A 24,790-nucleotide genomic window follows, 5' to 3' on the forward strand; every position below is an offset into this window, starting at 1 on the left:
AAACTGATGATAAATCTGTGATTAAATTATTTGGCACTATATCTATGAGCTATATTACAAGTACCTTCTTTACTGACCATACAAGCACCTATAGGATTCATAGGATTACATTTAGTTCTAAATAATGTACAATCTTCCGGTCTAGCTACTCCTCTTAATATTGGGCCACATATACAACCTGTTGGAGCTTCTTTAACATCTTTCACTTCAATATCAAATTTTTCTCTTGCATTATATTGTGAAAATTCTTTCTTTATCTCCATTACAGAATCAGGAATTTTTGGAAAACCCCTCCATTCACGGCTTGTAACATCAAAAACATCAGCTATTGCTTTTTGAGCTAATAAATTCCCTTCATCACGAACTGCTCTATTATATTCATTATCGATTTTAGCTTCACCCTTTTTAACTTGTCTTAAAATCATATAAACTGCCATAAGAACATCCAATGGGTTAAAACCTGCCACAGCTTGTGGAATATTATATTCAGTTGAAAATTTTTCAAATGGTTTTGTTCCAATAATCGTACATACATGTCCTGGTTCAATCAGAGCATTAAGATTAGTTTGACCAGAATCAATGAGGAATTTAAGAGCAGGAGGTATCATTCTATGGGATGAAAGAACAGAGAAGTTTTCAGGAGGATTATTAAGAATTTCATTTGCAGTAGTAGGAGCAGTTGTTTCAAAACCAGCAGCTATAAAAACAACTTCATTATCAATCTTTTCAGCCATTTCTACTGCGTTAGCTATACCATAAACTATACGAACATCAGCCCCCTCAGCTTTAGCATCTGCAAGAGAACTATTAGAACCTGGAACACGAAGCATGTCCCCAAAAGTAGCTATTGTAACTCCTTTGTCAATAAGTTCTAAACTTTCATCAATCTCTCGCGCAGGAACACAACAGACTGGACATCCCGGCCCTGCAACAACTTCAACTTCTGAAGGCAAAAGTGTACGAAGTCCATTTTCCATGATTGTATGTTCATGAGAACCACAAACATGCATAATCTTGATTGGAGTAGCTAACTTTTCGATTCTTTTAATTAATTCATTAGAAATGTCTTTCATTCCAGTACTCATCATAACACCTGTAAAATCGTGAAAATATAATAATTAATATGAAACCCTCTTTGAATCTCATTTTAAAGTTTTTTTAAACTAATTTATAATCAATCTATGAATATTTTATTAACTTCATAATATATAGGTTTTGTTATATCATTCATCAAAACAAAATTATTAAAAATTACTACTAAATATACAATCATACTAACACTATAAGTCAAAAAGCTTAAGATAATTAATATGATTATATTATTAAAGGTATTTACCATATAATTATAATAGATAGTACAAACAAAGATAATTTATCATGAAAAATTATCTTTCAAAAAAAATTCTATATATTTAATTAGGAGGTGTAGAATGAACTACATTATTGAAACAGATAAGATTACTAAAGATTTTGATAATTTTAGAGCGGTTGATTCAATAAATCTTAAAGTACCAAGGAATACTGTTTATGGAGTTTTAGGACCTAATGGAGCTGGAAAAAGTACACTAATATCTATGCTTTGTACTATACTTTCACCAAGTAGTGGGACAGCTAAAGTAAATGGATATGACATTGTAAAAGAAGCTAATGATGTTAGAAGATCAATCGGGATTGTTTTCCAAACTAGAGCTCTTGATGACATATTAACCGGAAGAGAACATCTTGAAATGCATGCAGCACTATATGGAGTTCCACGAGATGTACGAGAAGAAAGAATAGAAGAGGTTCTTGAATTAATCGCACTGGGAAAAAAAGCTGATGAAGAAACTAAAAATTATTCTGGTGGAATGAAAAGACGTCTTGAAATCGGAAGAGGGTTAATTCACCATCCAAAACTTTTATTTTTAGACGAACCTACTTTAGGATTAGATATACAAACAAGAGAAAGTATATGGGATTATATCGAAGATCTTAAGAATAATATTGATATTACAATCCTCCTAACCACCCATTATCTTGAAGAAGCCGATAACTTATGTGATGAAATAGCTATTATAGATAAAGGAATAATAGTCAAATCAGATAGTCCAAAAAATCTCAAAGCTGAGCTTAAAGCAGACATAATAACTTTAACAACTTTAGATTCAAATGATTCAAAGAAATTATGTGAAATTATGGAAGACCAGGCATTTGTTCAAAATACATCAAATGTAAATGGTGAAGTAAAGCTATCAGTAGAAAAAGGGGAAAATTTAGTTCCAAATGTTGTTAATTTAGCTGAATCAAATAATATAAAGATTAATTCAATAGAATTAAAACATCCAAGCCTTGAAGAAGTATTTATTAAATACACTGGACGTAAAATTAATGATGGGGTTAAAAATTGAGGGGGTTTGAAAATGAGTGAAATTGAAGGAATATACACAATTTGGTTAAGAGAAGCTAAACGATATGTTCGTTACAAATCTAGAATAATAACAGCTATCTTCACACCTCTTTTATGGCTACTTGTATTTGGAGTTGGTCTTGGAAGTGCAATAAGATTTGGTGGAACTACTGGAGGATATCAGTCATTTATTTATCCCGGAATTATATGTCAAACAATTCTTTTTACATGTATTATGGCAGGAATAGGAATAATAATAGACAAACAATACGGATTTTTAAAGGAAATAATGGTAGCTCCTCTTTCAAGAGCTTCAATAATCTTTGGAAAAGCTATAGGAATTAGTACTGGAGCTATATTACAAGCATTAATACTTCTATTATTATCATTTGTAGTTGGAGTTCAAATGACCCCAGTAATATTTGTTTTAGCTACAATTATTAGTATAATTATTTCAATAGGTTTTTCAGGACTTGGACTCTTGATAGCTTCATTTATGGACAGTATGGAAGGATTTAACTTAGTTATGAGTTTTGTTATATTGCCTATTTTCCTTTTAAGTGGAGCATTATTCCCTGTAACAAATCTTCCAAATTGGTTGAATTTCATTGTATATCTTGACCCACTAACCTATGGAGTTGATGCCCTTAGAGGAGTGATACTTGGACAATCTGTTTTACCTGTGGAAATTAGTATTGGAGTCACATTTATATTTGCAGTTATAATGATATTATTGTCTGCATTTGTTTTTACAAAAAAAGAACAAAATTTAATGTAAATAAAAAGGAATAAAAAGAAATAATACTAAAAAATAAAGGAAAATAGAGAAAATAAAAATAATAAAAATAATATAAAAAATAAAAATAATAAAATAAGATAAAAAATAATAAGATAAAAAAGTGGATTTGAAATGTATAAAAATAATAGAATCATCGTAGTTATTCCAGCCCGCGGAGGCTCTAAAGGCATTCCAAGAAAAAATATACGTTTATTAGCTAATAAACCACTTATTGGATATTCAATTGAAACAGCTCTTAATTCCAATTATGTTGATGATGTTGTTGTAACTACTGATGATGATGAAATTAAATTTATATCTGAACAATTTGGTGCTTTTACTATAAAAAGATCAAATGAATTAGCTGAAGATGATGTTCCTTTAGACCCTGTGATTTTTAATGCAGTTAACACAACTGAAACACTGAATGGTGTGAAATACGATTTTATTATTACTATTCAACCCACTTCCCCTCTTTTAAAATCTGAAACATTGAATAAAACAATTGAAAAGCTTTATGATAAGGATAATGATACTATAATTAGTGTAGTTGATGATAGACATCTTAGCTGGGGGTTCAGTAAGGAAAAAAATAGTTATTACCCACTTTATGATAAAAGAGTCAATCGACAATATTTACCAAAAGCTTATAAAGAAACTGGAGGAATATTTGCAACTAAAAGAGAGTTTCTAAAAGAAGACTCTAGACTTGGGAATAATATCAATTTAATAGAAGTATCAAATCATGAAAGTATTGATATTGACAATTATGAAGATTGGTGGGTAGCTGAAAGACTTCTCAATAAAAAAAGAGTTCTTATAAAGACAGATGCTACTGATGAAATCGGTACAGGGCATATTTATAGAGGATTAGCTATTGCTTCAAAGTTAGCTAATCACGAAGTATTATTTCTTTTAGATGAAAGTAAAAAACTTGGAATAGATATTGTTGAAAATCATAACTATCCTTATTTGACCCATAAATCTTTTAAAAATGAAAATACAATTGATAATACTCAAAATAGTGAAAATACTGAAAATATTGAAGATAATTATAATAATAATATATATGAAGAATGTTGTGAAATCAATCAGGAATTAATAAATGAAATAGAAGATTATGATCCAGACATTATAATAAATGATATCTTAAATACAAGTGCAGAATATATATCTAAATTAAAAGAAAATAAATACTTTGTAATTAATTTTGAAGATCTTGGTGAAGGGGCAGAACTTGCAGACATTGTCTTTGATGCACTATATGAACATCAAATTCCTTCGAAAAATGTTTATTCAGGCCATAAATATTATATTTTAAAAGATGAGTTTTATTATCAAAAACAAAAAAATATTGAAAATATTGATGAGGTTAATGATATCCTTTTAACTTTTGGTGGAACTGATCCAAACAATCTAACTAAAAAGACATTAGACTCATTGCTAAAAAGTAGTTATAATGGAAAGATTACTGTTATATTAGGCCTAGGGTATAAGAATAAAAAAGGAATAAAAGAAGAATTTGCAAAATATTCTAATATTAGCATTTTTGAAAATGTTAAAAACATAAGCGAATATATGTACAATGCAGATTTGATTTTTACATCAGCCGGAAGAACTATGTATGAAATAGCTAGTATTGGAGTTCCTTGTGTTTGTTTGTGTCAAAATCAGAGAGAGTTAACCCATACATTTGGAAATGCTGAGAATGGATTTTTAAACTTAGGGCTTGGAAAAAACCTAAGTAAAAAAGAGTTAATCAAAACTATAGAAACTTTATTAAATGATAATGATTTAAGAAGAGAAATGAATAAAAGAATGTTATCTATTGACCTTAAACATGGTTTTGAAAATATGATTAAGATTGTTAAAAGTAAATATAAAGATTTTGACAAAATTTAACAATGCATAATATATTAAGTGATTTAAATGAGAATATTCCCAAATAGTCCTTTTTTAATAGCTGAAATTGGAGTAAATTATTACGATATCGCTAAAAAAGAAAATATTAGTAATATAGAAGCAGCTAAACTAATGATTAAAGAAGCGAAAAAAGTAGGAACAGATGCTGTAAAGTTTCAAAGTTATAAAGCCGAGAAAATTGCTTCTAAAAATTCTCCAGCTTATTGGGATCAAAGTGAGGAACCAACTGATTCTCAATATAAACTTTTTCAGAAATTTGATAGCTTTGGAAAAGAAGAATATAAAGAATTAGCTGATTATTGTAATGAAATTGGGATTATGTTCCTATCTACTCCTTTTGACTTTGATTCTATTGATTATTTAGATGAATTTATGGATGTTTATAAAATATCTTCTTCAGATTTAACAAATATTCCTTTTATAAAAGCGATAGCTAAAAAACAGAAGCCTATAATCTTATCAACTGGAGCTTCAACTATTGAAGAAGTAGAATTAGCTATAAAAACCATTGAAAATGAAAAAAACACACAAATTGGACTAATGCATTGTGTACTATCTTATCCAACTGAATACGAAGACGCTAATCTTTTAATGATTAAATATCTAAAAGATAATTTTCCTAAGTATGATATTGGTTTTTCAGATCATACCCGACCTGATGAAAAGATGCTTGTTCTTACAACAGCTTATTTATATGGAGCTAATATTATTGAAAAACATTATACTCTTGATAAAACTTTAAAAGGTAATGATCATTATCATGCTATGGATCCTAATGATATAAAGATATTTAAAGACAATATGAACTTTATAAAAAAGATAAACGGACAATATAACAAAGTTCCACTGAAATGTGAAGCAGAATCTCGAAAACAAGCTAGACGTTCTATTGTAGCTAAAAAAGACATGTCTATTGGAGAAAAAATTACAGAAGACAAGTTAACATTTAAACGTCCAGGAACTGGAATATATCCCAGTGAATTAGATAAAATAATTGGTAAAAAAATGAAAAAAGACATAAAAGAAGATGATTTAATAACTTATGATCATTTAGAGTAAGATATAAGACTATTAAAATATGTCATTCCATTATATTCGTCTATTTCAACAAATAAAAAAAATAGATAAAAAAATAAAAAAAATAAAATGGTATTAAAAAGATAATATGACAGAAATAAAAAATGCCCCCAATAAAATGTCTGTTAAAGAAGTTTGTGATATTATCTTTTCACTTGAAGAGAAGTATGACTTAAATAATATGAAAATTCAAGGTATTTATCCTTGGCAATTAGTTAGAGTATATGTTTACTATGAGATATCTCGAAAAATAGGAATTTTTGGTTCACCACAACAAGGAAAAGTAACGTTAAAAGATAAAATACTTTCTTTTCTACCATTTATAAAAAATAGTATCATATCCAACCCTTTGAGTGGAGATTATCATAAAGACATATTAATATTTGACCATCCACGAAAAGTTATTCATAATGGAAAATATGAAGATATTTATAGCTATTTTTTAATCGATGATATCAATAATAACCTTATTAATAGTGATAATAGTGTTAATAGTACTAATAATTCCAATAGTAATAGAAATACCTTTGAAATTATTGAAAATCCTTATTTAAATAAACACTACAAAAATAAAGAAGATTATATTAAATATAATGATAGAATTCTCCTTGGTTCATATATAAATAAGAAATTAACCAATATAAAGTTTAAAAAGTGTGAAATGGACAAAATATCTAATATCCGGAGAGAACTTATTTCTAATTTCAATATTGAAATAGATTTATATAATATAATGAAAAGCCATATTCTTGACTTTAAATACTATTACAAAAGATATGATAAACTTTTTAAAAAAAGAACTCCAAAATGTGTTTTTGTAGTTGTTGCTTATGAAAATCAGAGTATTATAGCTGCAGCTAAAGATAATGGAGTAGAAGTTATAGAATTACAGCACGGAACAATAAGTAACTACCATTTAGGATATAATTATCCAAACCCAAAAGACAAAAACTTGAAATATTTCCCTGATAAGATATTGAGTTTTGGAAAATATTGGAAAAATGTGGCTAATTATCCAATTAACAAAGAAAACATCATAAATTTTGGTTTTCCACACTTAGATGAAAATATTAAATCTTATATTAATAATGAAAAAAATAAGAATCAAATACTTTTTATTTCTCAAGGAGTTATAGGAAAATATTTGTCTGATTTTGCATCTGAATTAGCTAAACAATTAAAAAATTCCAAAGAATATGAAATTATTTACAAATTACACCCTGGAGAATACTCTAATTGGGAAAATAATTATGAAAATCTGAAAAAAGCAAATAAATTTTCTAATTTTACTGTTATTGATAATAGTAAGGATTCATTATATGAACTTTTATCAAAAAGTGAGTACCAAATAGGAGTTTTTTCAACAGCTATTTATGAAGGGCTTTTATTTAATTGTAAAACCTTTTTGGTTGATTTACCAGGTGTTGAATATATGGATAATTTAATTGATAAAAATTATGTTAAAAAGATTAAAAATATTGAAGAATTTATTAATTCTATTCAAAAATTTGAAATAAATGAATATAATAGAGATTTCTTTTTTAAAGAATATGATAAATCTATTTTAAATAAAATAATTGATAATATTAACAATTAAATGAATTAAAAATGAATTAAATGATAAGACTTATTCTATTTTTATATGAAATATTTTATATGAAATAATTAAATAAGAATAATAAAATAATAAATTAATAAATTAATAAATTAAATAAAATTTAAAAATAAGTTAATTAGTTAATAAGAAGTAGTTAATAAGATAAATAAAATAATCAAAAAGTGATAATAACATTATAAAACCACATTAATAGCTACTGGTGAATACATGAATGAATACAAAAATTTTGTCCAAAGAATTGGTCTTGTTGGAATAACAAACATATTGATCTCACTTAGTGGATTAATTTTTATTCCTATTATAACCAAAAACTTTTCAGTAGCTGATTATGGTATATGGGCACAAGTTAATACAACAATCGCACTGGTTCCGAATATAGCTAATTTAGGACTACCTTACACAATGGTTCGTTTTTTATCGGCTGAAACAGATAAATCAAAGATAAAAGAGTCTTTTTATTCTATGTTAGCCATTGTAGTTGCCTCAAGTGCAATAATATCTTTAGTATTCATAGTTTTCCAAAACCCAATAGCTAACTCCCTATTTGGAGGAAATTTGAATGTTCTTTATATTGTAGCTATTATTTCATTCTTTGCATGTATGAATTTAATGCTTATAAGTTTTTTTAGAACATTCCAACAGATAAAAAGATACTCCATATTTTTGATACTTCAAAGTTATATTGGAGTCCTAATAAGTTCTTATTTTGCATTAACAGGATACAATATTGAAACCGTTATCCTTGGGCTTCTTGTAGGTTATTTAGTTGTATTTATAATAATGGGATTAATGATTGGTGGATATTTAGGTTTAGCTATACCAAGGTTTAAAAATTTAAAAGAAGAATTAGACTTTGCTATTCCGACAATTCCAAGTAATGTTTCTTCATGGGTGGTTGATTCAAGTGATAAGTATGTAATTGGAATTTTCCTTGGATCTGCTGCTGTGGGATACTATTCCCCTAGTTATGCTCTTGGTAGTATATTGCTTATGTTTTTATCACCTTTTGCACTTCTTCTTCCAGCTGTTCTTCCAAAATATTTTGAAGAAGGAAATTTAAAACAAGTGAATATATTTTTAAAATATTCTATGAAATATTTTTTAATCATTACAATACCTGCAGCTATTGGATTATCCCTTCTTTCAAAGCCAATTTTAATGATAATATCTACTGCAGAAATAGCTACAAATGGATATTTAGTCACACCTTTTGTCTGTTTAGGAGCTGTTTTAATGGGAATCTATGGAATTATCAATAATATACTGATTTTAGAGAAAAAAACAAAGATACTTGGAAAAATTTGGATTTTCGTAGGAGTAGCAAATCTTGTATTCAATATAATAGCTGTGCCTTTTATTGGAATAATTGGAGCAGCACTAGTTACATTAATATGTTATCTTTTAGCATTTGTAATCACAGCATATTATAGTAAAAAATATATTAAACTCCCATTTGAGTATAAATCTCTAATAAAAACAATTTTTGCAGCAGGAATAATGGGAATATTTGTATATATTGTAAATCCTATTGGAATTATAAATGTTTTAATTACAATATTATTAGCTGTAGCTATTTACTTTGGAATCTTATTTTTAATTAAAGGAATAGAAAAAGAAGAATTTAACTTCTTAAAAAAGATGATAGGTGAAAGTTGATTTTGCCTACTGATACCATATTCTTTAATATTCATTAATAATAATAATAAAAAAAAAATAATAATAAAATTATATAAAAATTATATTAGAAATTATAGTAGAAATTATTATATAAAAATATATAAAGTTAAAAAATGTACCTTATTGTATTTATAATAATATTAAATATTTTTATTTAACATCTTATTTTAATGAAACTATTTTTAAATAACAAAAGATATAATAAAAAATAATTAAAAAATATTAGAAAATATTAAATATATTAGATAGAATAGGAATATTAAGTGATTTAAATATCATTTAGTAATTAAAAATTAGTATAAAAGGATATATAACATGATTACAATACTATCTGGAGGGACAGGAACTCCAAAACTAATTCAAGGGATTAAAGAAATTTATGATCCTTCAAATTTGAGTATTATTGTTAATACTGTTGAAAATGATTATTTTTCTGGTGTTTATGTAGCTGCAGATATTGACACTGTTCTTTATACACTTTCAGATAAAATAAATGATGAAACTTGGTATGGGATAAAAGAAGATACTTTCATTACCAATGAAAAACTTAAAGACCTAGGTTGTCCAGAACTACTTAAAATAGGAGATCAGGACAGAGCTACCAAGATTCAAAAAACTGAACTGATGAAAAATCACAGTTTAAGTGAGGCTGTTGATATTCAAAGAACAAAAATGGGAATTACATCCAAAATTCTTCCTATGAGTGATGAACACTCCAAAATAACTGTGAGTACAGATATTGGAAAGCTTGAATTTCATGATTTTTTAATTAAACACCAAACCAAACCAGAAGTATTAAGTGTTGATTATACAAAGGTAAATTCTGCTCCAAATATTGTTGAAACAATTGAAAAATCAGAAAAAGTGATTATAGGCCCCTCTAATCCAATAACTTCCATACTCCCAATAGTTAACTTAGAAGGAGTAGAAAAAGCCTTGAAAAATAGCCATGTTATAGCTATTTCCCCTATCATCGGTGATGCCCCAGTCAGCGGCCCTGCTGGAAAGTTTATGGATGCATTAGGACATGAAGTATCTTCTTTTGGTGTTGCATCAATATATAAAAGTTTTTTAGATACATTTATCATTGATATTGAAGATGAAAATAAAAAAACAAAAATAGAGACCTTAATAAATAAAGTTATTACAACAAATACAAATATGAAAACTATCAATGATAAGAAAAATCTTGCTAAAATAGTTTTAAATGAATAATAATAAAAAAAATAAAAAATACAATGGTTATTGAAAATTTAATTAAATTTAACAAGATTTGACAAAATTTAACAAGATTTAAATAAAATCCATCATATATTATATTAAAAAATTATAGCAAAGATAATAGCTAAACTTAAATAAAAAGATATTTAAGTAGTTATAATAAATATTTAGTTGTAATATTTAGGTGAGCTTAATATGATACAAATGACATTGATACAGATTGATAATTATGGTCCTTGGACAGTTACTCCAAACCCTCGTAATGAGTCAGACCTTCAGATATTGCAAGCAGAACTGTTTGCAGATGTTCAAAGACAAATAGCTATGAAAAAAGGACTTGTATTTTTTACTAGGTTCGATAATATGCTTGCAGTGACAAATGGTCTTAATGAAGAAGACCACATGAGAATCCAAAGATCTATAAGAAATAGATATCCAATTACTATAAGTATGGGTGTTGGAACTGCAAAAACACCTTATGAAGCTCAAAAAATAGCTACAGAAGTTCTTCAAGAAAAAGGAGGAGCTCAATCTGCAGAAAGAGAAGAAATATTAGCTATTGACTCTCTTGTAAAAAAAGAAGATAGTTTTGTTCAAATGGCACATATAGATATCAATGGAGTAACAGAATCTTTAACAGACATAGTTCCTGCATTTGACACAAATTTCATGGTAAATAAAGCTCAACATTACTTAATGACTAAATTAATTGAAAAAGGAGCACTCTTATTCTTTATTGGTGGAGACAACTTTATGTCCCCATGTAATGAACTAGGAATTGAAGAATTAAAAATATTACTAGAAGAAATCTATTCTGAGATAGGAATAGCTTTAAAAGCAGGTGTTGGAAGAAGTGACAATGCTGAAGATGCTGCTTACATGGCCGATTTAGGTTTAGAAGAAATAAGAGAAGGGAATAATAAAGAAATTATTCATGTATTAGAAAAATATGATTAAATGTTTTTAATACAATTAGTATATAATCACTTTTATAATTATATTTAATATTTTAATTATTACTGAATATTACTGATTATTGCCTGATTAATATAACTATTACATAAATAATATTATTTATTAGCTATTAAACCAATTACATTATTTTAATATTTATTTTTACAAACAACTGTTAAAAAAGATTTGTTTTTATTTCTTTTTTAATTATTTTTATTCTATTTAATAAAGAAAATAATAAAAATTACATTCTAAAAAGGAGATTACGCTCATTATAATGCTTGCACCTATGGCAGGAATAACCGATGGGAAATTTGCATTGAAAATGATTCCCTATGGGTTTGATACTGTAAGTATTGGAGGATATAATGTTGATAGTCCAACAATAAATGCAGGAAAAAAAATTCTTGAAAGAGGAAGGAAAGAATTTGATATTCTTGAAGAAAACTTAATCCCCACAATTCAAAAAGAAATTAATATAATAAAAGATAATTATCCTGATGTTCAAGTTTCAGCAAATCTTCGTTCAACTTCTCCAGATTCTATTATTAAAATTATAAATAATATTGAAAAATTAGATATTATAGAGATTAATTGTCACTGCAGACAAGAAGAACTTTTAAAAATTGGTTGTGGACAAGAAAAACTTCATGATTTGAAAAAATTAAATGAATTTATTGAAAAAATTGTCAAAAATCGAAAAATAGATCAAAAAGTATCAGTGAAAATTAGAGCAAATGTTGAAAATTTAGATACTGTGAAAATAGCTAAAACAATAGAAGAATCTGGTGCTGATTATATTCATGTAGATGCAATGAACCCTGGAAAGCCTCATGCTGATTTAGAAATAATAAAAAAAATAGCCAATGAAACTGAAATATTCATAATTGGTAATAACTCTATTATTGATATAGAAAGTGGGAGAAAAATGATCTCAGCAGGAGCATCTGGCATATCTATAGGAAGAGCTGCTATTGATGGGAAATTAAAATTTGATATTAATAAAATAAAGTGAAATATAATATAATAAATTTTTATAATAAATTTTATTATATAATATTTTATTATGAATATATTTTTTATAATTAAATTTATTATATAATATCTTTATGATTAAAATATTTATGATTAAAATAATATCATAAAAGTAATCTAATATTTTAATGTTCTAATAAACTAATATAATATTTTTATATAATTATATAAATTATTAGCAAAATATTTTAATTTGAAAGTTAAAAATAAGATTATATTAATATAAATCCTATAAATTACTATTAATATAAATTAATAATCTAATATCATTGATAAATAATACAACAAATCTAATAAAAGTTAATAAAGAATAATAAAAATTAATATAATTAACTATATTAGATAATATGGTGTTAAGATAAATTTAAAATATTATAGTATTGCTATTATCAATATAACAATAATTATAGAATAAAATAATATAAAACTATATAATCAAGATTAAATTAATATAATACTAATATATACTAATCTAATAATCAATTAATTCTTAAGGTGGAGATATGGCTTTTATAGTGCTTAAAAATATCACAAAAACATTCAATGGAGTTGAAGTTCTTAAAAATTTGAATGTTGAGATTGAAGAAGGAAGTGTTCTTGGAATTTTAGGTAGAAGTGGATCTGGAAAGTCCGTTTTAATAAATATGCTTAGAGGGACCAAGGAATATAAACCTGATAGCGGACAAATGATTTTTAACATAGCTGCTTGCGATAAATGTTTACGGGTTGAACCTCCATCAAAAGCAGGAACTATCTGTTGTTGTGGAGGAACATTCACAGCAAAAACCGTCGATTTTTGGAGTGCAGACAGAAAAGACTTTGCAGAGATTCGAAAAAGAATTGCAATTATGTTACAGAGAAATTTCGCACTTTATGAAAGAGAAACTGTAATAGAAAATGTTTTGAGAGCTATTAAAGGTGGAGAATATGAAGATAATCTTTATAAGGCATTAGATCTCCTTGAAATGGTTCAAATGAGTCATAGGATTACTCATGTAGCACGTGATCTTAGTGGAGGGGAAAAACAAAGAGTAGTTCTTGCAAGACAAATGGCTAAAGAACCTATGTTATTTTTAGCAGATGAACCAACAGGAACTTTAGATCCGCAAACAGCGGAATATCTTCATCAAACTTTGATTAATGGTGTTAAAAATGAAGGAGTGACTATGGTTATCACTTCTCACTGGCCAGAAGTTATGAATAAACTTGCAGACCAAGTTATATGGTTAGACAAAGGTAAAATAATCGAAAAAGGACCTTCAAATGAAGTTGTGAAGAATTTCTTAGAAACTGTTCCACTTCCTAAAAAAGTAGATGAAGTAGAATATGGAGGACCTGTAATTGAAACAAAAGATCTTAAAAAGCACTATTATTCTATTGAAAGAGGAGTAATAAAAGCTGTCGATGGAATTAGCATAGAAATAAACAAAAGTGAAATCTTTGGAATTGTAGGCCTTAGTGGGTCTGGAAAAACCACATTGTCTAGAATGTTAATTGGATTAACTGATCCTAGTGGTGGAGAAGTAGAAATTAAACTCGGTGATGAATGGATAGATATGAAACAAAAAGGTCCTCTAGGTAGAGGAAGAGTTATACCATACATAGGTTTACTTCACCAGGAATATTCCCTATATCCATATAGAACAGTTCTTGAAAATTTAACAGATTCAATAAGTTTAGAACTTCCTGCAGAATTTGCAAAAATGAAAGCTATTCATACATTAAACGCTGTAGGATTTGATAATGAATATGCTGCAACAATTCTAAATAAAGAACCTGATGAATTAAGTGGTGGAGAGCGCCATAGAGTAGCTATCGCTCAAGTACTAATAAAAGAACCTAATATTGTAATATTAGATGAACCAACTGGAACAATGGACCCTATTACAAGAGTACAAGTTACTGACTCAATACTAAAGGCTAGAGAAGAGTTAGAGCAGACATTTCTCATAATTTCTCACGATATGGATTTTGTTATAGATGTTTGTGATAGAACTGCTTTAATGAGAGGAGGAAAAATCCTCAAAATAGGAGAACCAAAAGAAATAGTTAAAGAACTAACTCCAGAAGAAGAAGAAAAGATGTTAAACTGATATTAAATAATATTGACTTCTTATTAATCATTAGTTAGCTAATTATCTATAATATATTAACAAAAATACCAATAATATAAATATTAAATATACTCAATATAATAACTTATAAAAATATAATAAATTAATAAGTTTATAAATAAATATAAAAATTTTATTGTTAATCTATTGTTAATTAAATTTATTAATTATATGATTTTTATATAAATTATTCATATTATTGAAATATTTGTGAAAAATAATTAAATAAAGAACAATTATTACAAAATATTATCAAATAAAATATAATATCAAATAAATATAACAATTATTGGAGGATTATTAATGGTATGGGATGATGCACCATCACACGTATGCAGAGGGGGAGACAGTAGAGCATTAGCATTTTGTTGTCCACCAGTAAAACCTTGTCCAATATTACATGCTCTTGACGATGTGAAATTAAGTCCTCAAGAATATATGGATATTAAAGAAGATTTTGCAAAAAATACTAGACTAGGTGAAGGAGCAGGAACTTGTTTTGGATCTTTAGTTTGGTGTTGTAAAACATCCAAACCATGTCCACTTAGAGATATGGTTTTAAAAAATATAGACATGAGTGTAGACGAATATTTAACTCTAAAAAAACAATTATCTGAAGCATTAGTTGGAAATGATGTTGGCAATGGAGAAGATAATATTAATGCACTTGCAGATGTTTTTTCAATAAGTAATGAAGAAGCAACTAAAGTACTTCATGACTGTGATAATGATTTAAGAATGGCTATGAAATTACTTAGAATGAAAGCATTAGAAAATCCAGAATAAATAAAATTTATATTATTTATAATTATATTATTTATAATCTAAAATATATTTATTAAAATCTTATTTTTATTTCATTCTAATTTTTATTATTATTTTATTACTATTTTTATTTTTTATTTTAAATTTATCCTTATTCCCATTATCAATTGTATAATAATATAATTAATATAATAATATAATATCATTCCCTTTTAATTTTATTTTAGTTATTTATTATTATCCTTATTATTATATTATTCTTATTCTGTTTATTTTATAGTTAAAAAATTTGAAATCTTTAAAAAGTTTAATTTTTTAGAATATTATTATGATTAAAAGAAGATAATATCAAAAAATAAAACAAAAATAATAATATATAGAAAGAATAATAAAGAATTATACTAAAGGACAATTAAGAATAATAAAAGATGATAAAAGATAATAATAAATAATAATATTATATAATAAAAACTAGAACATAAAAAATAAAAACTAAATATTGATGGTATTATGGGATGGACTTCACTTTTTTTAAATACAGATGGCAAAAAAGTATTTATATTGGGAACTGGAGAAGTTGCACATCGTAGAGCTAACAAATTTCTGGATAATGGGGCAGAAATCATTTTAGTAGGTAACAAAATATCAAAGGAACTAGTTGATAAAGGAGCACAGCTAGAAAAGGATATTTCTAATGAAAATATTAAAAAACTAGTTGATTGGTCTGATATTGTGGTAATAGCTAGTGGAAATCACGAATTAAATGAATATGTCTCTTCAATTAGTAGCGAAAAGCTAATTAATCGAGCAGATTATCCAAAAAAAGGAAATTTAATTGTTCCCACAAGTTTTTATGTTGATGATGTTCAAATTTCAATATTCACAAATGGAAAAAGTCCTTTAATGGCTCGTGAACTTAGAAAGAAAATTCAAAACTTAATAACCAATGAAGATTTACTTCAAATTAAATTGCAAGATTATGCTAGAAATATTTTAAAGGAAAAATTTGATAATCAAAAGGAAAGAAAAGAATATTTATATAAGATTCTTAAAAATAATGATATCAAAAATTTACTTAAAGAAGAAAAATTAGAAGATGCAAAAAAGCTTGCTGAAAATATTATAAACAAGGAGGATAGCTATTGATAATCAATATACGAGTAGATCACAAAATTGCTGATATTGGAACCATGGAAACCACTGCAAAAGATTTAAAAGAGCTATTCCATAAGTTTAAGGAAGAATTTAATATACAAGAGTATGTTGAAATAGATACATGCAATAGAAAGGAATATTATATACATACTGAACTCTGTAACCATGAGCATGAATATCTAAAATCTAAAAACGAAAATATTATTATTCATTATGACGATACTGCAATAATTCATCTTTTTAGAATGACCTCTGGGCTAGAATCAATGATAATAGGTGAAGATCAAATATTAGGTCAAATCAAAAATGCTAAAAAGAAAAGCTTAAATGAAAATCATTGTGGTAAAATTTTAGAAACTCTTTTTACAAAGTCAATACATGTCGGACAAGTTGTTAGGCAAAAAACGAAAATCAATAGAGGTTCTGTCTCCATTGGTTCAGCTGCAGTTGATTTAGCTGAGGAAAATATTGGAGATCTTGAGGGAAAACATGTTTTAGTTATTGGTGCGGGAAAAATGGGAACTTTAGTAGCTAAAGCTTTAGCAGAAAAGGATTTAAAAGCTATTTTTGTTGCGAACAGGACTTATTATAGAGCAGTTAAGTTAGCTGAAGAACTCAATGGAAAAGCTATTTTGATTGATGAATTAAGTCAATGTTTACCTAGTGCAGATGTTATTATTAGTGCTACTGGTGCACCCCATAGTATTTTAAACAGAGATAGAATCGAAAATTTTATAGATAGTGAAAATTCATCTCAAATAATCATGATTGATATAGCTAACCCAAGAGATATTGAGGAAGATGTTAGAGAAATAGGTGTTAAACTATTTAATATTGATGATCTTCGTGGAATTGCTGATAAAAATAGAAAAATGCGAGAAAATGAAGTAAAAGAAGCAGAAAATATTATTGATGAAGAATTTAAACTTCTTAAAAATTCCTTTAAATTAATGGAAATTGAAGGATTACTTGGAGATATTAGATTATCAATGGAAAATGTCCGAATGCAAGAAGCTCAGAAAGCTACTGCAAAACTAGCTGATGTCGAAGGTAGTGTTAAAATAATTGATAATATGTCAAAGTCACTTGTTAACAAAATATTCCATGATATTTCTACAAATATTAAAAAAGCTGCTGAAGAAGAAGACCATGAAATCATTGAAACATTGAAATGTATTTTTAAAGATATGAAATAGCTAATCTTCTTTAAAATGATGTCTTCCAATTAAACCTGTGAATCTAGCTATAAGAATTGTTACAAATGGTAAAAATAGAAGTTCAAAAATTGCAGCAAATATAGGATGTATTTCTTCAGAAAACTCAGTAAGAGAAGGTTCAATTATTATAGTAATTAATATAACAACTAAAAAAGATGAAATGAATTTTCCAATCCCCATTTTCCTTAATTTTTTCAATATTGTTATGATTTCAAATGCTGATTTGAATTTAGAGTGGTTATACTCATAATGAATAATTGCTCCTTGAACCATTAAAAATGATAAAAATAATGATACAATAAATAATAAGAACAGAATTAATGTTGGAAGATCAACATTAAAGAGTATCAAATCAAAGAATAGTATTATCAATAAAAATGTAGGGATTATTAGATATATAAGAACTATAATTATTTCTTTTAAACCTCTCCAAATCAAATTTTTAAAGTTTTCAAATTTAGGATAAGTATCAGAACCCCATATTGTACTTTCAACAATATTTGCAACGTATCCCCCCTCAATTAGTAAAAATAATGTCCAAGGTATAAATAAAAGAGCAGATAGGGGGAATTTACCTACAAAAAATAAAATGGCACTTAGAGAGTATAACAAAAGACCTAAAAAAAGAAATTCCCATCTTCCTTTAATAGAATATTTTATAGAATCAATAAACATTTCTTTTAAATTCATTATATCACTTTATCAATTCTATTTTTAAAATCTACTAAAATTTTTTAAAAGTTTTCTAAAAGTTTTCTAAAAGTTTTCCTAAAACTTTTTATTTCATATTTTAATAAATTCATATATAATACTTTTCTATCATTTTATTTTTTTATTTAATCCAGTTATTATTTTCATTTTAGTTAGATAAAATCAAATTATTAACCAAACATATATTTAGGAGGATTATTTTGAGATTTGTAATTATTTAATGCATATTCAAAGTGTTTTAAAGTTATTTCATCATCATCTTCATATAACGCCCTGTGAAGAGCTGATTTCAATAGCTTTTCTTTAATATCTCTTCCAGACAATCCTTTAGACATTTCAGCTAATTTATTAGTACTTAATTTAATTTCATAAGGCATTGTTTTTCTGGATTTTTCAATCATTGCAATTCTTTCCTCTCTAGTTGGAATTTTAAATTCAAATTCATCTTCAAACCGACTCCTAATTGCATAATCAAGCTGTTCAGGATTATTTGTTGCAGCGATTGTTACAACACCTTCATTTTCGTGAATTCCATCCATTTCTGTAAGAAGAGCATTAACAACTTCAGAAACATCCCCCCTTAATGATTGAAACTTCCTATGTAATCCAATTGCATCGATTTCATCGATGAAAATAACTGAAGGTGAAGTTTTTTGAGCCATTTCAAAAAGATCGTGTATTTGACGTGCACCATCACCAACATGATCACCAATCAAAGTAGTTGCTTTAATTAAGTATAAAGGAACCTTAAGTTCATTAGCTAAAGATTTAGCTAACATTGTTTTACCAGTTCCTGGAACTCCAAAAAATAAAATGTTTTTTGGTGCCCATTCCCCAAATATTTCGGGGTTTTTTAGATATTTCATTATTATTTTACATTTATTTTTTGCTTGTTCTTGACCAATAACATCTTCCAGAGTTAAATTAGTCTCAATAGACTTGATATTATTTTTTAAATTATCTTCATCTATAACCAAAACAATAGATGTATGTTCTCCTATAACTGAATTATTTGGATAAACATTCACAACTTTAAATCCAAAATCAGGGAGTATTTTTTGATCAAATAAATATGAACCTTCTTTTACTTCAAGACCCATCCATTGTTCTTTAGCATAATGTTCAAATAAGTTTTTGTCAGCTACCTCTAAATTATGAGTATCCATTAAAGGAAAGCTAAAAGGATAACCTACGCTTTGTAAAACAACAGCTTTTGCTTCTTTTTGAGATTCTTTTTTATTAGTAATCAGTTTATTGCTGATTATTTGAGATTCTTGTGATTTATTATTAGATTTCAATTATTCACCTGTTAAACAAATATATAGAATGTAAAATATCTATAAATTATCTATAAATATATAAAATAGTATATAAAATAGAATAAAATAACTAATTTAAATAATTATTATTGAAAAATATTATTGAAATTAATATATTATAATTTAAATATTAAATTTAATGTTTATACAATATAAGTATATTTTAACATTACAACTATAAGAATTTAATTATTATTAATAATTATGTTCTAAAATTTTATATTGAAAATAGAATTACAATAGAATAAAAAAATAGAATAAGAAATATTATAAAAAAATAAAAGTAAAAATAAATAAAAATATGTTAAATACTAGAATAAACTAGATAGGTAAATTCTTTAAAGTACTAATACTTAGCACTTGCAAGAGTTTACAGCTAATTTAACATCTTCAGCTTTGACAGTTTTACGACCAGCGTGTTTTGCGTAAGAAACAGCTTTTTGAGCAACTGCGGTTGCACATTCTTCTAAAGCTTCAGCTAATGCTTCTTTAGCATCTTCACTAATTCTGTCTGCGCCTGCATTTTTTACTATTCTTGCAACTGGTGCAATAGGTAATTCAGTTTTTTTCATAATTAATCACATCTCCACATTTAATTGTATATCTAATATTTTTTATAATAGACATTATGCCTATTATAGATTATTATTCTTTAATTCATCATATATAAATGTATCGCTGAAATAGGTAAAAAACAAGTGAAATTTTATACTATTTCAAGATTTTATGAGGAAATTTAATCTAATAAATAATGATATATTATATTAATTTATATTTTCAAGATTTATAAAAAAATATAATATACAATGAAAATTCAAATAATTCCAAATTGTTATTTACTAAATAATCTATAATATCAATATATTAATCAAAAATATGAACAAAAATTGAAAAAATTAGATATTAAAATAAAAAATAATTATAAAATTGAAAAATAAAAATAAAAAATTAAAAAATAGTAAGAATAATGAAAATTTGAATTTTGATGTGTAAAACTAAACAATAATTATTCAAATTTAAAATAAATGAAAAATTTTAAAAATAGTTATAATAAACTTTCATATAGTTCTTTCATTTTTAAAGCATCTTGATCAAGAAGAGGAGTTTCACAAATAATTGTAGCTTTCCAATCGTTTTCTATGAATGATTCTAATAGCCATTTCAATTCAGGACCATATTCTTTCTCTTCAAAAGTATGGTGTCTTCTTTCACCAGCATTAGTGTATTCAATTCTTGTAAAATGGCAATGTAGTCTATCAATATCAAGACCATCTTCTAGTTTAGATAAAACACAATTATAATCTTCTTTCTTCTGAATATAACCTCTTCCACGAGCATGAATATGTGCAAAATCAATAGTCGGCTCGAAACAATCAAAGCTTGAACATAATTCAATTATTTCATCAATATTGCCTAGTTGAGATCTTTTACCAGTAGTTTCAGGGGCAAATGTGTAATTTTCTACTCCATTTTCATCAAGTTTATCAATAAGAGTATTTATAGCACCTTTTGCAATATTTAATGCATCAGATGGAGTATTTTTCGAATAATAACCTGGATGAAATACTATCCTATATGCACCCATCCATTCTCCTACTTGAGCTGCTTTAGCTAATGTTTCAATAGACATTTCTAATTTTTTATATTCAACAGCTGATAAATTAATATAATAAGGAGCATGGATTGATACAAGAATATCTTCCTTAATTGAATCTTCCTTTAATATTCTAGCTGATTTTTCACCAATTCGAAGTCCTCTTCCAGCTTGATATTCATAGGCCATCAATCCTTCATCAGCTATATATCCAGCTGCTTTATAAGCGCTTCCTTTATAATCTATTGGTCTTCCTGCAGGACCAAAAATAACATTAGGTTTCATAATAATCTTATAGTTTTTAGTTAAATTTCAATATAAATAGATGAATATGAAAAATTAATATTTAATTTTTTTTATGACCATATAACTTTTTCAAATCCAATTTTATAAAGATAAAATCATATTATATATTCCATGGTTTTAATTATTAAACTTTTTAATTAGCTATTAAACCATTTATATCTAGTTAATAATTTTTTAGCTGTCTCTTATATCCAACATTGTTTTTATAATCTCTAAGTCATCTTTGTTTTTTATATCTATAATAACTGATTTTCCTTCCCGATATGCTTTAGTTTCTTTTATTGTTGTTTTTATTTTTTCAGGAAAATCCATGTCTAAAAGTATTTCTGAAACTTTGACACTCATATTAACTGTTCCTAAGAAATATTTATCATTCGGTGATAAAAATATTAAATTCCTTTTTTCATTTGAAATTCTATAAGTCCATCCAGCATTTTTACTATAAAATTTCCATTCACCATTTAATGGACCATAATTTTCTTCTAAATAATCCATTAGTTCCTCCCAAATATCAATGTTTTCATTTAAAACTTCTTTTAAATCATCTTGATCTGGAACTACTTCTTTGTTATCAAAAATACTTGTTGTCATTGTTTAGATCCCTCTTTTTGAATTAATGATTATTATAAAACAATATATTTTTTATATTATATAAAAATAATTAGATAAAAATAATAAAAATAGCAATATAAAAACTGTTTTGGTATATAATAAATAAAAAAATTATAAAAATAATTATAAAATTAAAAATTTTAATAATTAGAATTTATTTAAAAAAGTAAAAACAATGCAAAATATAAAAATGAGAAATTGATAAAATAAAAAAATAAAAAGTGGAAATTATAAAATTCCCATAGCTTTATTAGTTTTAGCTATTGATTTTTCATTGTCAGATTCTAATTCTAACATAGCTCTTATTGCATCTACATTTTCTGGTACAACATCTGATTCTTGGTGTACAGCTTGCATATAGAACAATTCTCCATCTACTATGTTAAGGGACTCTTTCCAAATTGGAATTTCAAATAAATCATTTCTACTTCTTCCAAGTTCTTTAGCATATTCCATAAATTCAGCTGTTGAACCTAAACCTTCTTTTGCATTTAATAAAAGTACTCGAGATCTATTTTCAAGAACATCAATAACATCATTTAGTGCTACATCATTTTCAAGCTCAACCATCAAATTATGCTGATGCATAAGTGTGGTTGGAACAAGAAGAGCAACAGTTGTAATATCTGCACCATACATAACAGTTTTTAAATCAGGACCATGATGTGAAGGAACTGTTGGAGGATTAGGAACAATTGCATTAATTGGACCCTTATTTACTTGAGAAGGATCTCCACCACGCCTAACCATTACAGCTCTAATTTTCTTTATACCGCAAAGATCATCAATTGGTTTTAAACTACGTGTAAGTCCAGTAGTATTACAAGATACTACACGAGAATAATCTGCACCATAAGAATCATTATAATTTGAAAATGAGTTGAATGATAATCCTGTGAGATCATGATCTTCCCCACCTTGATAAATAGCTTTTACACCAGTTTTTTTATATTTTTTAAGGTTTTCAGGACCAATATTTCCAGGAGTACAATCAACAACGATATCAACATCAGATATCATTTCATCAGTAGTTCCAGCTATTTCAATTCCTGCTTGATCAAATAATTTTTCTCGCTCAGGAATAGCTATATACAAATCATAACCTTTTTCAACTGCCATTCGAGCTTCAAAGTCAGGTTTTGTTTTACTAACTCCAACAACTTTCATATCATCTTGAGCTGAAACAGCATCAGCTACTCTTTTTCCTATTGTCCCATATCCATTAATAGCTACTGAATTCATTTAAATAATCTCCGATAGTAAATAAACTTTAATTAATCTTATATTATCATTTATTATATTTATACTATATTAAATTATTATTAAATAAATGTAATGAATTGTATTTATAAAAAGAAGTTATCTATAAAAAAATTTAAAAATAAAAGAATAATAAAATAATAATAAAAGGATATTTATATTAATATTATTATAAAGAATAATTATTATATATTCTTAAGAATATGATTACACATATCATATAAAATGATTAAAGTATTAATCCACAATAATTAAAATTAATATGTGTAAATAATACATAATGATAACTTATAGCAAATTAGAGGAATTTTTTTGAATTGGGGAAATTTAGTTTCAAGTATTAGGATTATTTTAGCCCCATTTATTCTATTATTTGCACCATTTAGTATAGAGTTTTTTATTATTTATTCAGTTTGTTGTATTAGTGATATTTTTGATGGATATATTGCTCGTAAAACTAATTCCGTGACTGAATTTGGAGCTAAACTAGATACTATCGGAGATATTATTCTGCTGAGTATTGTAATAATTGCAATATTCCCTGCATTATCTTTTCCTCTTTTTATATGGATTTGGATTCTTATAATCTTTGTAATTAGAATAATATCCATGATTATAGTGTATTGTAAATATAAAACATTTGCAATGCTTCATACTACTAGTAATAAAATATCCGGATTTTTATTATTTATCTTTGTTTATTTATATCCCTTTATAAATACAACCATATTATTAACTTTTATCTGTATATTTACAACTTTTTCAGCAATAGAAGAATTAATAATACATTTAAAATCTAAAAAATTAGATTTAGATATTAAAGGATTATTTTTTTAAAAAATTATTTCAAAAACAAATTCAAAATGAAAACAAATTAAAAAATTAAAAACATAAAAACTGATGGAAAATAAAAATAAATAATAAAAATGAGGGTGACTCATAATTTTTTTTCTTTTTTCTTTTATTTTTCCTTTAAATTTATATAGTAGGAAGTACAATCTATATTTAAGAAATATTATTTGTTAGGTTGTGTTTTTTATGGTTTTGAAAGATGATTCTATTAATCAA

21 protein-coding genes are annotated in these 24,790 nt (G+C 26.0%); 14 read left to right on the top strand and 7 right to left on the bottom strand.

Features of this window, described 5'->3' with window-relative positions; all coding sequences use genetic code 11:
- Positions 1 to 26: 26 nt before the first annotated feature.
- Complete coding sequence (gene hypD, locus KQY27_RS06550) at positions 27 to 1,073, bottom strand: hydrogenase formation protein HypD (protein ID WP_224425792.1); 1,047 nt, start codon at positions 1,071 to 1,073, stop codon at positions 27 to 29.
- A 357-nt stretch (positions 1,074 to 1,430) separates the two neighbouring features.
- Here hypD and KQY27_RS06555 point away from each other — a divergent pair, with 357 nt between their 5' ends.
- From KQY27_RS06555 to hemA, 13 genes are all read left to right on the top strand, one after another.
- On the top strand, positions 1,431 to 2,387 hold the full coding sequence (locus tag KQY27_RS06555; RefSeq protein ID WP_224425771.1) for an ATP-binding cassette domain-containing protein: 957 nt from the start codon (positions 1,431 to 1,433) through the stop codon (positions 2,385 to 2,387).
- A gap of 12 nt (positions 2,388 to 2,399) precedes the next feature.
- The gene (locus KQY27_RS06560) at positions 2,400 to 3,164 is read left to right on the top strand and encodes an ABC transporter permease (protein ID WP_224425772.1); all 765 of its coding nucleotides are present in this window, start codon (positions 2,400 to 2,402) and stop codon (positions 3,162 to 3,164) included.
- Positions 3,165 to 3,296: 132 nt separating this feature from the next.
- Entirely contained in the window at positions 3,297 to 5,066 is a 1,770-nt protein-coding gene (locus tag KQY27_RS06565; protein WP_224425773.1) for a glycosyltransferase, read from the top strand.
- A gap of 27 nt (positions 5,067 to 5,093) precedes the next feature.
- The gene (locus KQY27_RS06570) at positions 5,094 to 6,146 is read left to right on the top strand and encodes an N-acetylneuraminate synthase family protein (protein ID WP_224425774.1); all 1,053 of its coding nucleotides are present in this window, start codon (positions 5,094 to 5,096) and stop codon (positions 6,144 to 6,146) included.
- Between the two features lie 106 nt (positions 6,147 to 6,252).
- The gene (locus KQY27_RS06575) at positions 6,253 to 7,761 is read left to right on the top strand and encodes a CDP-glycerol glycerophosphotransferase family protein (protein WP_224425775.1); all 1,509 of its coding nucleotides are present in this window, start codon (positions 6,253 to 6,255) and stop codon (positions 7,759 to 7,761) included.
- Positions 7,762 to 7,989: 228 nt separating this feature from the next.
- Positions 7,990 to 9,438 carry a polysaccharide biosynthesis C-terminal domain-containing protein gene (locus KQY27_RS06580; RefSeq protein WP_224425776.1) on the top strand — a complete coding sequence of 483 codons (1,449 nt, stop codon included), beginning with the start codon at positions 7,990 to 7,992 and terminating at the stop codon, positions 9,436 to 9,438.
- A gap of 336 nt (positions 9,439 to 9,774) precedes the next feature.
- Positions 9,775 to 10,674 carry a 2-phospho-L-lactate transferase gene (gene cofD / locus KQY27_RS06585; protein ID WP_224425777.1) on the top strand — a complete coding sequence of 300 codons (900 nt, stop codon included), beginning with the start codon at positions 9,775 to 9,777 and terminating at the stop codon, positions 10,672 to 10,674.
- A 201-nt stretch (positions 10,675 to 10,875) separates the two neighbouring features.
- On the top strand, positions 10,876 to 11,637 hold the full coding sequence (locus KQY27_RS06590; RefSeq protein WP_224425778.1) for a GTP cyclohydrolase III: 762 nt from the start codon (positions 10,876 to 10,878) through the stop codon (positions 11,635 to 11,637).
- Between the two features lie 286 nt (positions 11,638 to 11,923).
- Entirely contained in the window at positions 11,924 to 12,649 is a 726-nt protein-coding gene (locus KQY27_RS06595) for an MJ0144 family RNA dihydrouridine synthase-like protein (protein ID WP_224425793.1), read from the top strand.
- Positions 12,650 to 13,172: 523 nt separating this feature from the next.
- Positions 13,173 to 14,762, top strand: a complete 1,590-nt coding sequence (gene atwA / locus KQY27_RS06600; protein ID WP_224425779.1) for a methyl coenzyme M reductase system, component A2 — start codon at positions 13,173 to 13,175, stop codon at positions 14,760 to 14,762.
- A gap of 324 nt (positions 14,763 to 15,086) precedes the next feature.
- Entirely contained in the window at positions 15,087 to 15,569 is a 483-nt protein-coding gene (locus tag KQY27_RS06605) for a methanogenesis marker 9 domain-containing protein (protein WP_224425780.1), read from the top strand.
- A 489-nt stretch (positions 15,570 to 16,058) separates the two neighbouring features.
- Positions 16,059 to 16,694 carry a bifunctional precorrin-2 dehydrogenase/sirohydrochlorin ferrochelatase gene (locus KQY27_RS06610; RefSeq protein WP_224425781.1) on the top strand — a complete coding sequence of 212 codons (636 nt, stop codon included), beginning with the start codon at positions 16,059 to 16,061 and terminating at the stop codon, positions 16,692 to 16,694.
- Positions 16,691 to 17,899 carry a glutamyl-tRNA reductase gene (gene hemA / locus KQY27_RS06615; RefSeq protein WP_224425782.1) on the top strand — a complete coding sequence of 403 codons (1,209 nt, stop codon included), beginning with the start codon at positions 16,691 to 16,693 and terminating at the stop codon, positions 17,897 to 17,899. The genes KQY27_RS06610 and hemA overlap by 4 nt, the downstream gene beginning before the upstream one ends.
- On the opposite strand, the gene KQY27_RS06620 is transcribed toward hemA, so the two are convergent.
- From KQY27_RS06620 to KQY27_RS06645, 6 genes are all read right to left on the bottom strand, one after another.
- Positions 17,900 to 18,610, bottom strand: a complete 711-nt coding sequence (locus tag KQY27_RS06620) for a DUF4013 domain-containing protein (protein WP_224425783.1) — start codon at positions 18,608 to 18,610, stop codon at positions 17,900 to 17,902. It abuts the gene before it with no gap.
- 191 nt (positions 18,611 to 18,801) lie between these two features.
- Entirely contained in the window at positions 18,802 to 19,929 is a 1,128-nt protein-coding gene (locus KQY27_RS06625; RefSeq protein ID WP_224425784.1) for an AAA family ATPase, read from the bottom strand.
- 374 nt (positions 19,930 to 20,303) lie between these two features.
- Positions 20,304 to 20,522 (bottom strand): histone family protein, encoded by a 219-nt coding sequence (locus tag KQY27_RS06630; RefSeq protein ID WP_224425785.1) that lies wholly within the window; start codon positions 20,520 to 20,522, stop codon positions 20,304 to 20,306.
- Between the two features lie 473 nt (positions 20,523 to 20,995).
- The gene (locus tag KQY27_RS06635) at positions 20,996 to 21,829 is read right to left on the bottom strand and encodes a TIM barrel protein (protein WP_224425786.1); all 834 of its coding nucleotides are present in this window, start codon (positions 21,827 to 21,829) and stop codon (positions 20,996 to 20,998) included.
- A 195-nt stretch (positions 21,830 to 22,024) separates the two neighbouring features.
- Complete coding sequence (locus KQY27_RS06640; RefSeq protein ID WP_224425787.1) at positions 22,025 to 22,441, bottom strand: DUF3788 family protein; 417 nt, start codon at positions 22,439 to 22,441, stop codon at positions 22,025 to 22,027.
- Between the two features lie 249 nt (positions 22,442 to 22,690).
- Positions 22,691 to 23,704: a phosphorylating glyceraldehyde-3-phosphate dehydrogenase gene (locus tag KQY27_RS06645; RefSeq protein WP_224425788.1), complete on the bottom strand. Its 1,014-nt coding sequence runs from the start codon at positions 23,702 to 23,704 to the stop codon at positions 22,691 to 22,693.
- A gap of 330 nt (positions 23,705 to 24,034) precedes the next feature.
- Here KQY27_RS06645 and KQY27_RS06650 point away from each other — a divergent pair, with 330 nt between their 5' ends.
- The gene (locus KQY27_RS06650) at positions 24,035 to 24,559 is read left to right on the top strand and encodes a CDP-alcohol phosphatidyltransferase family protein (RefSeq protein WP_224425789.1); all 525 of its coding nucleotides are present in this window, start codon (positions 24,035 to 24,037) and stop codon (positions 24,557 to 24,559) included.
- Positions 24,560 to 24,790 lie beyond the last annotated feature (231 nt).

It is taken from the genome of Methanobrevibacter sp. TMH8 (genome assembly GCF_020148105.1).
Taxonomy (GTDB): domain Archaea; phylum Methanobacteriota; class Methanobacteria; order Methanobacteriales; family Methanobacteriaceae; genus Methanobinarius.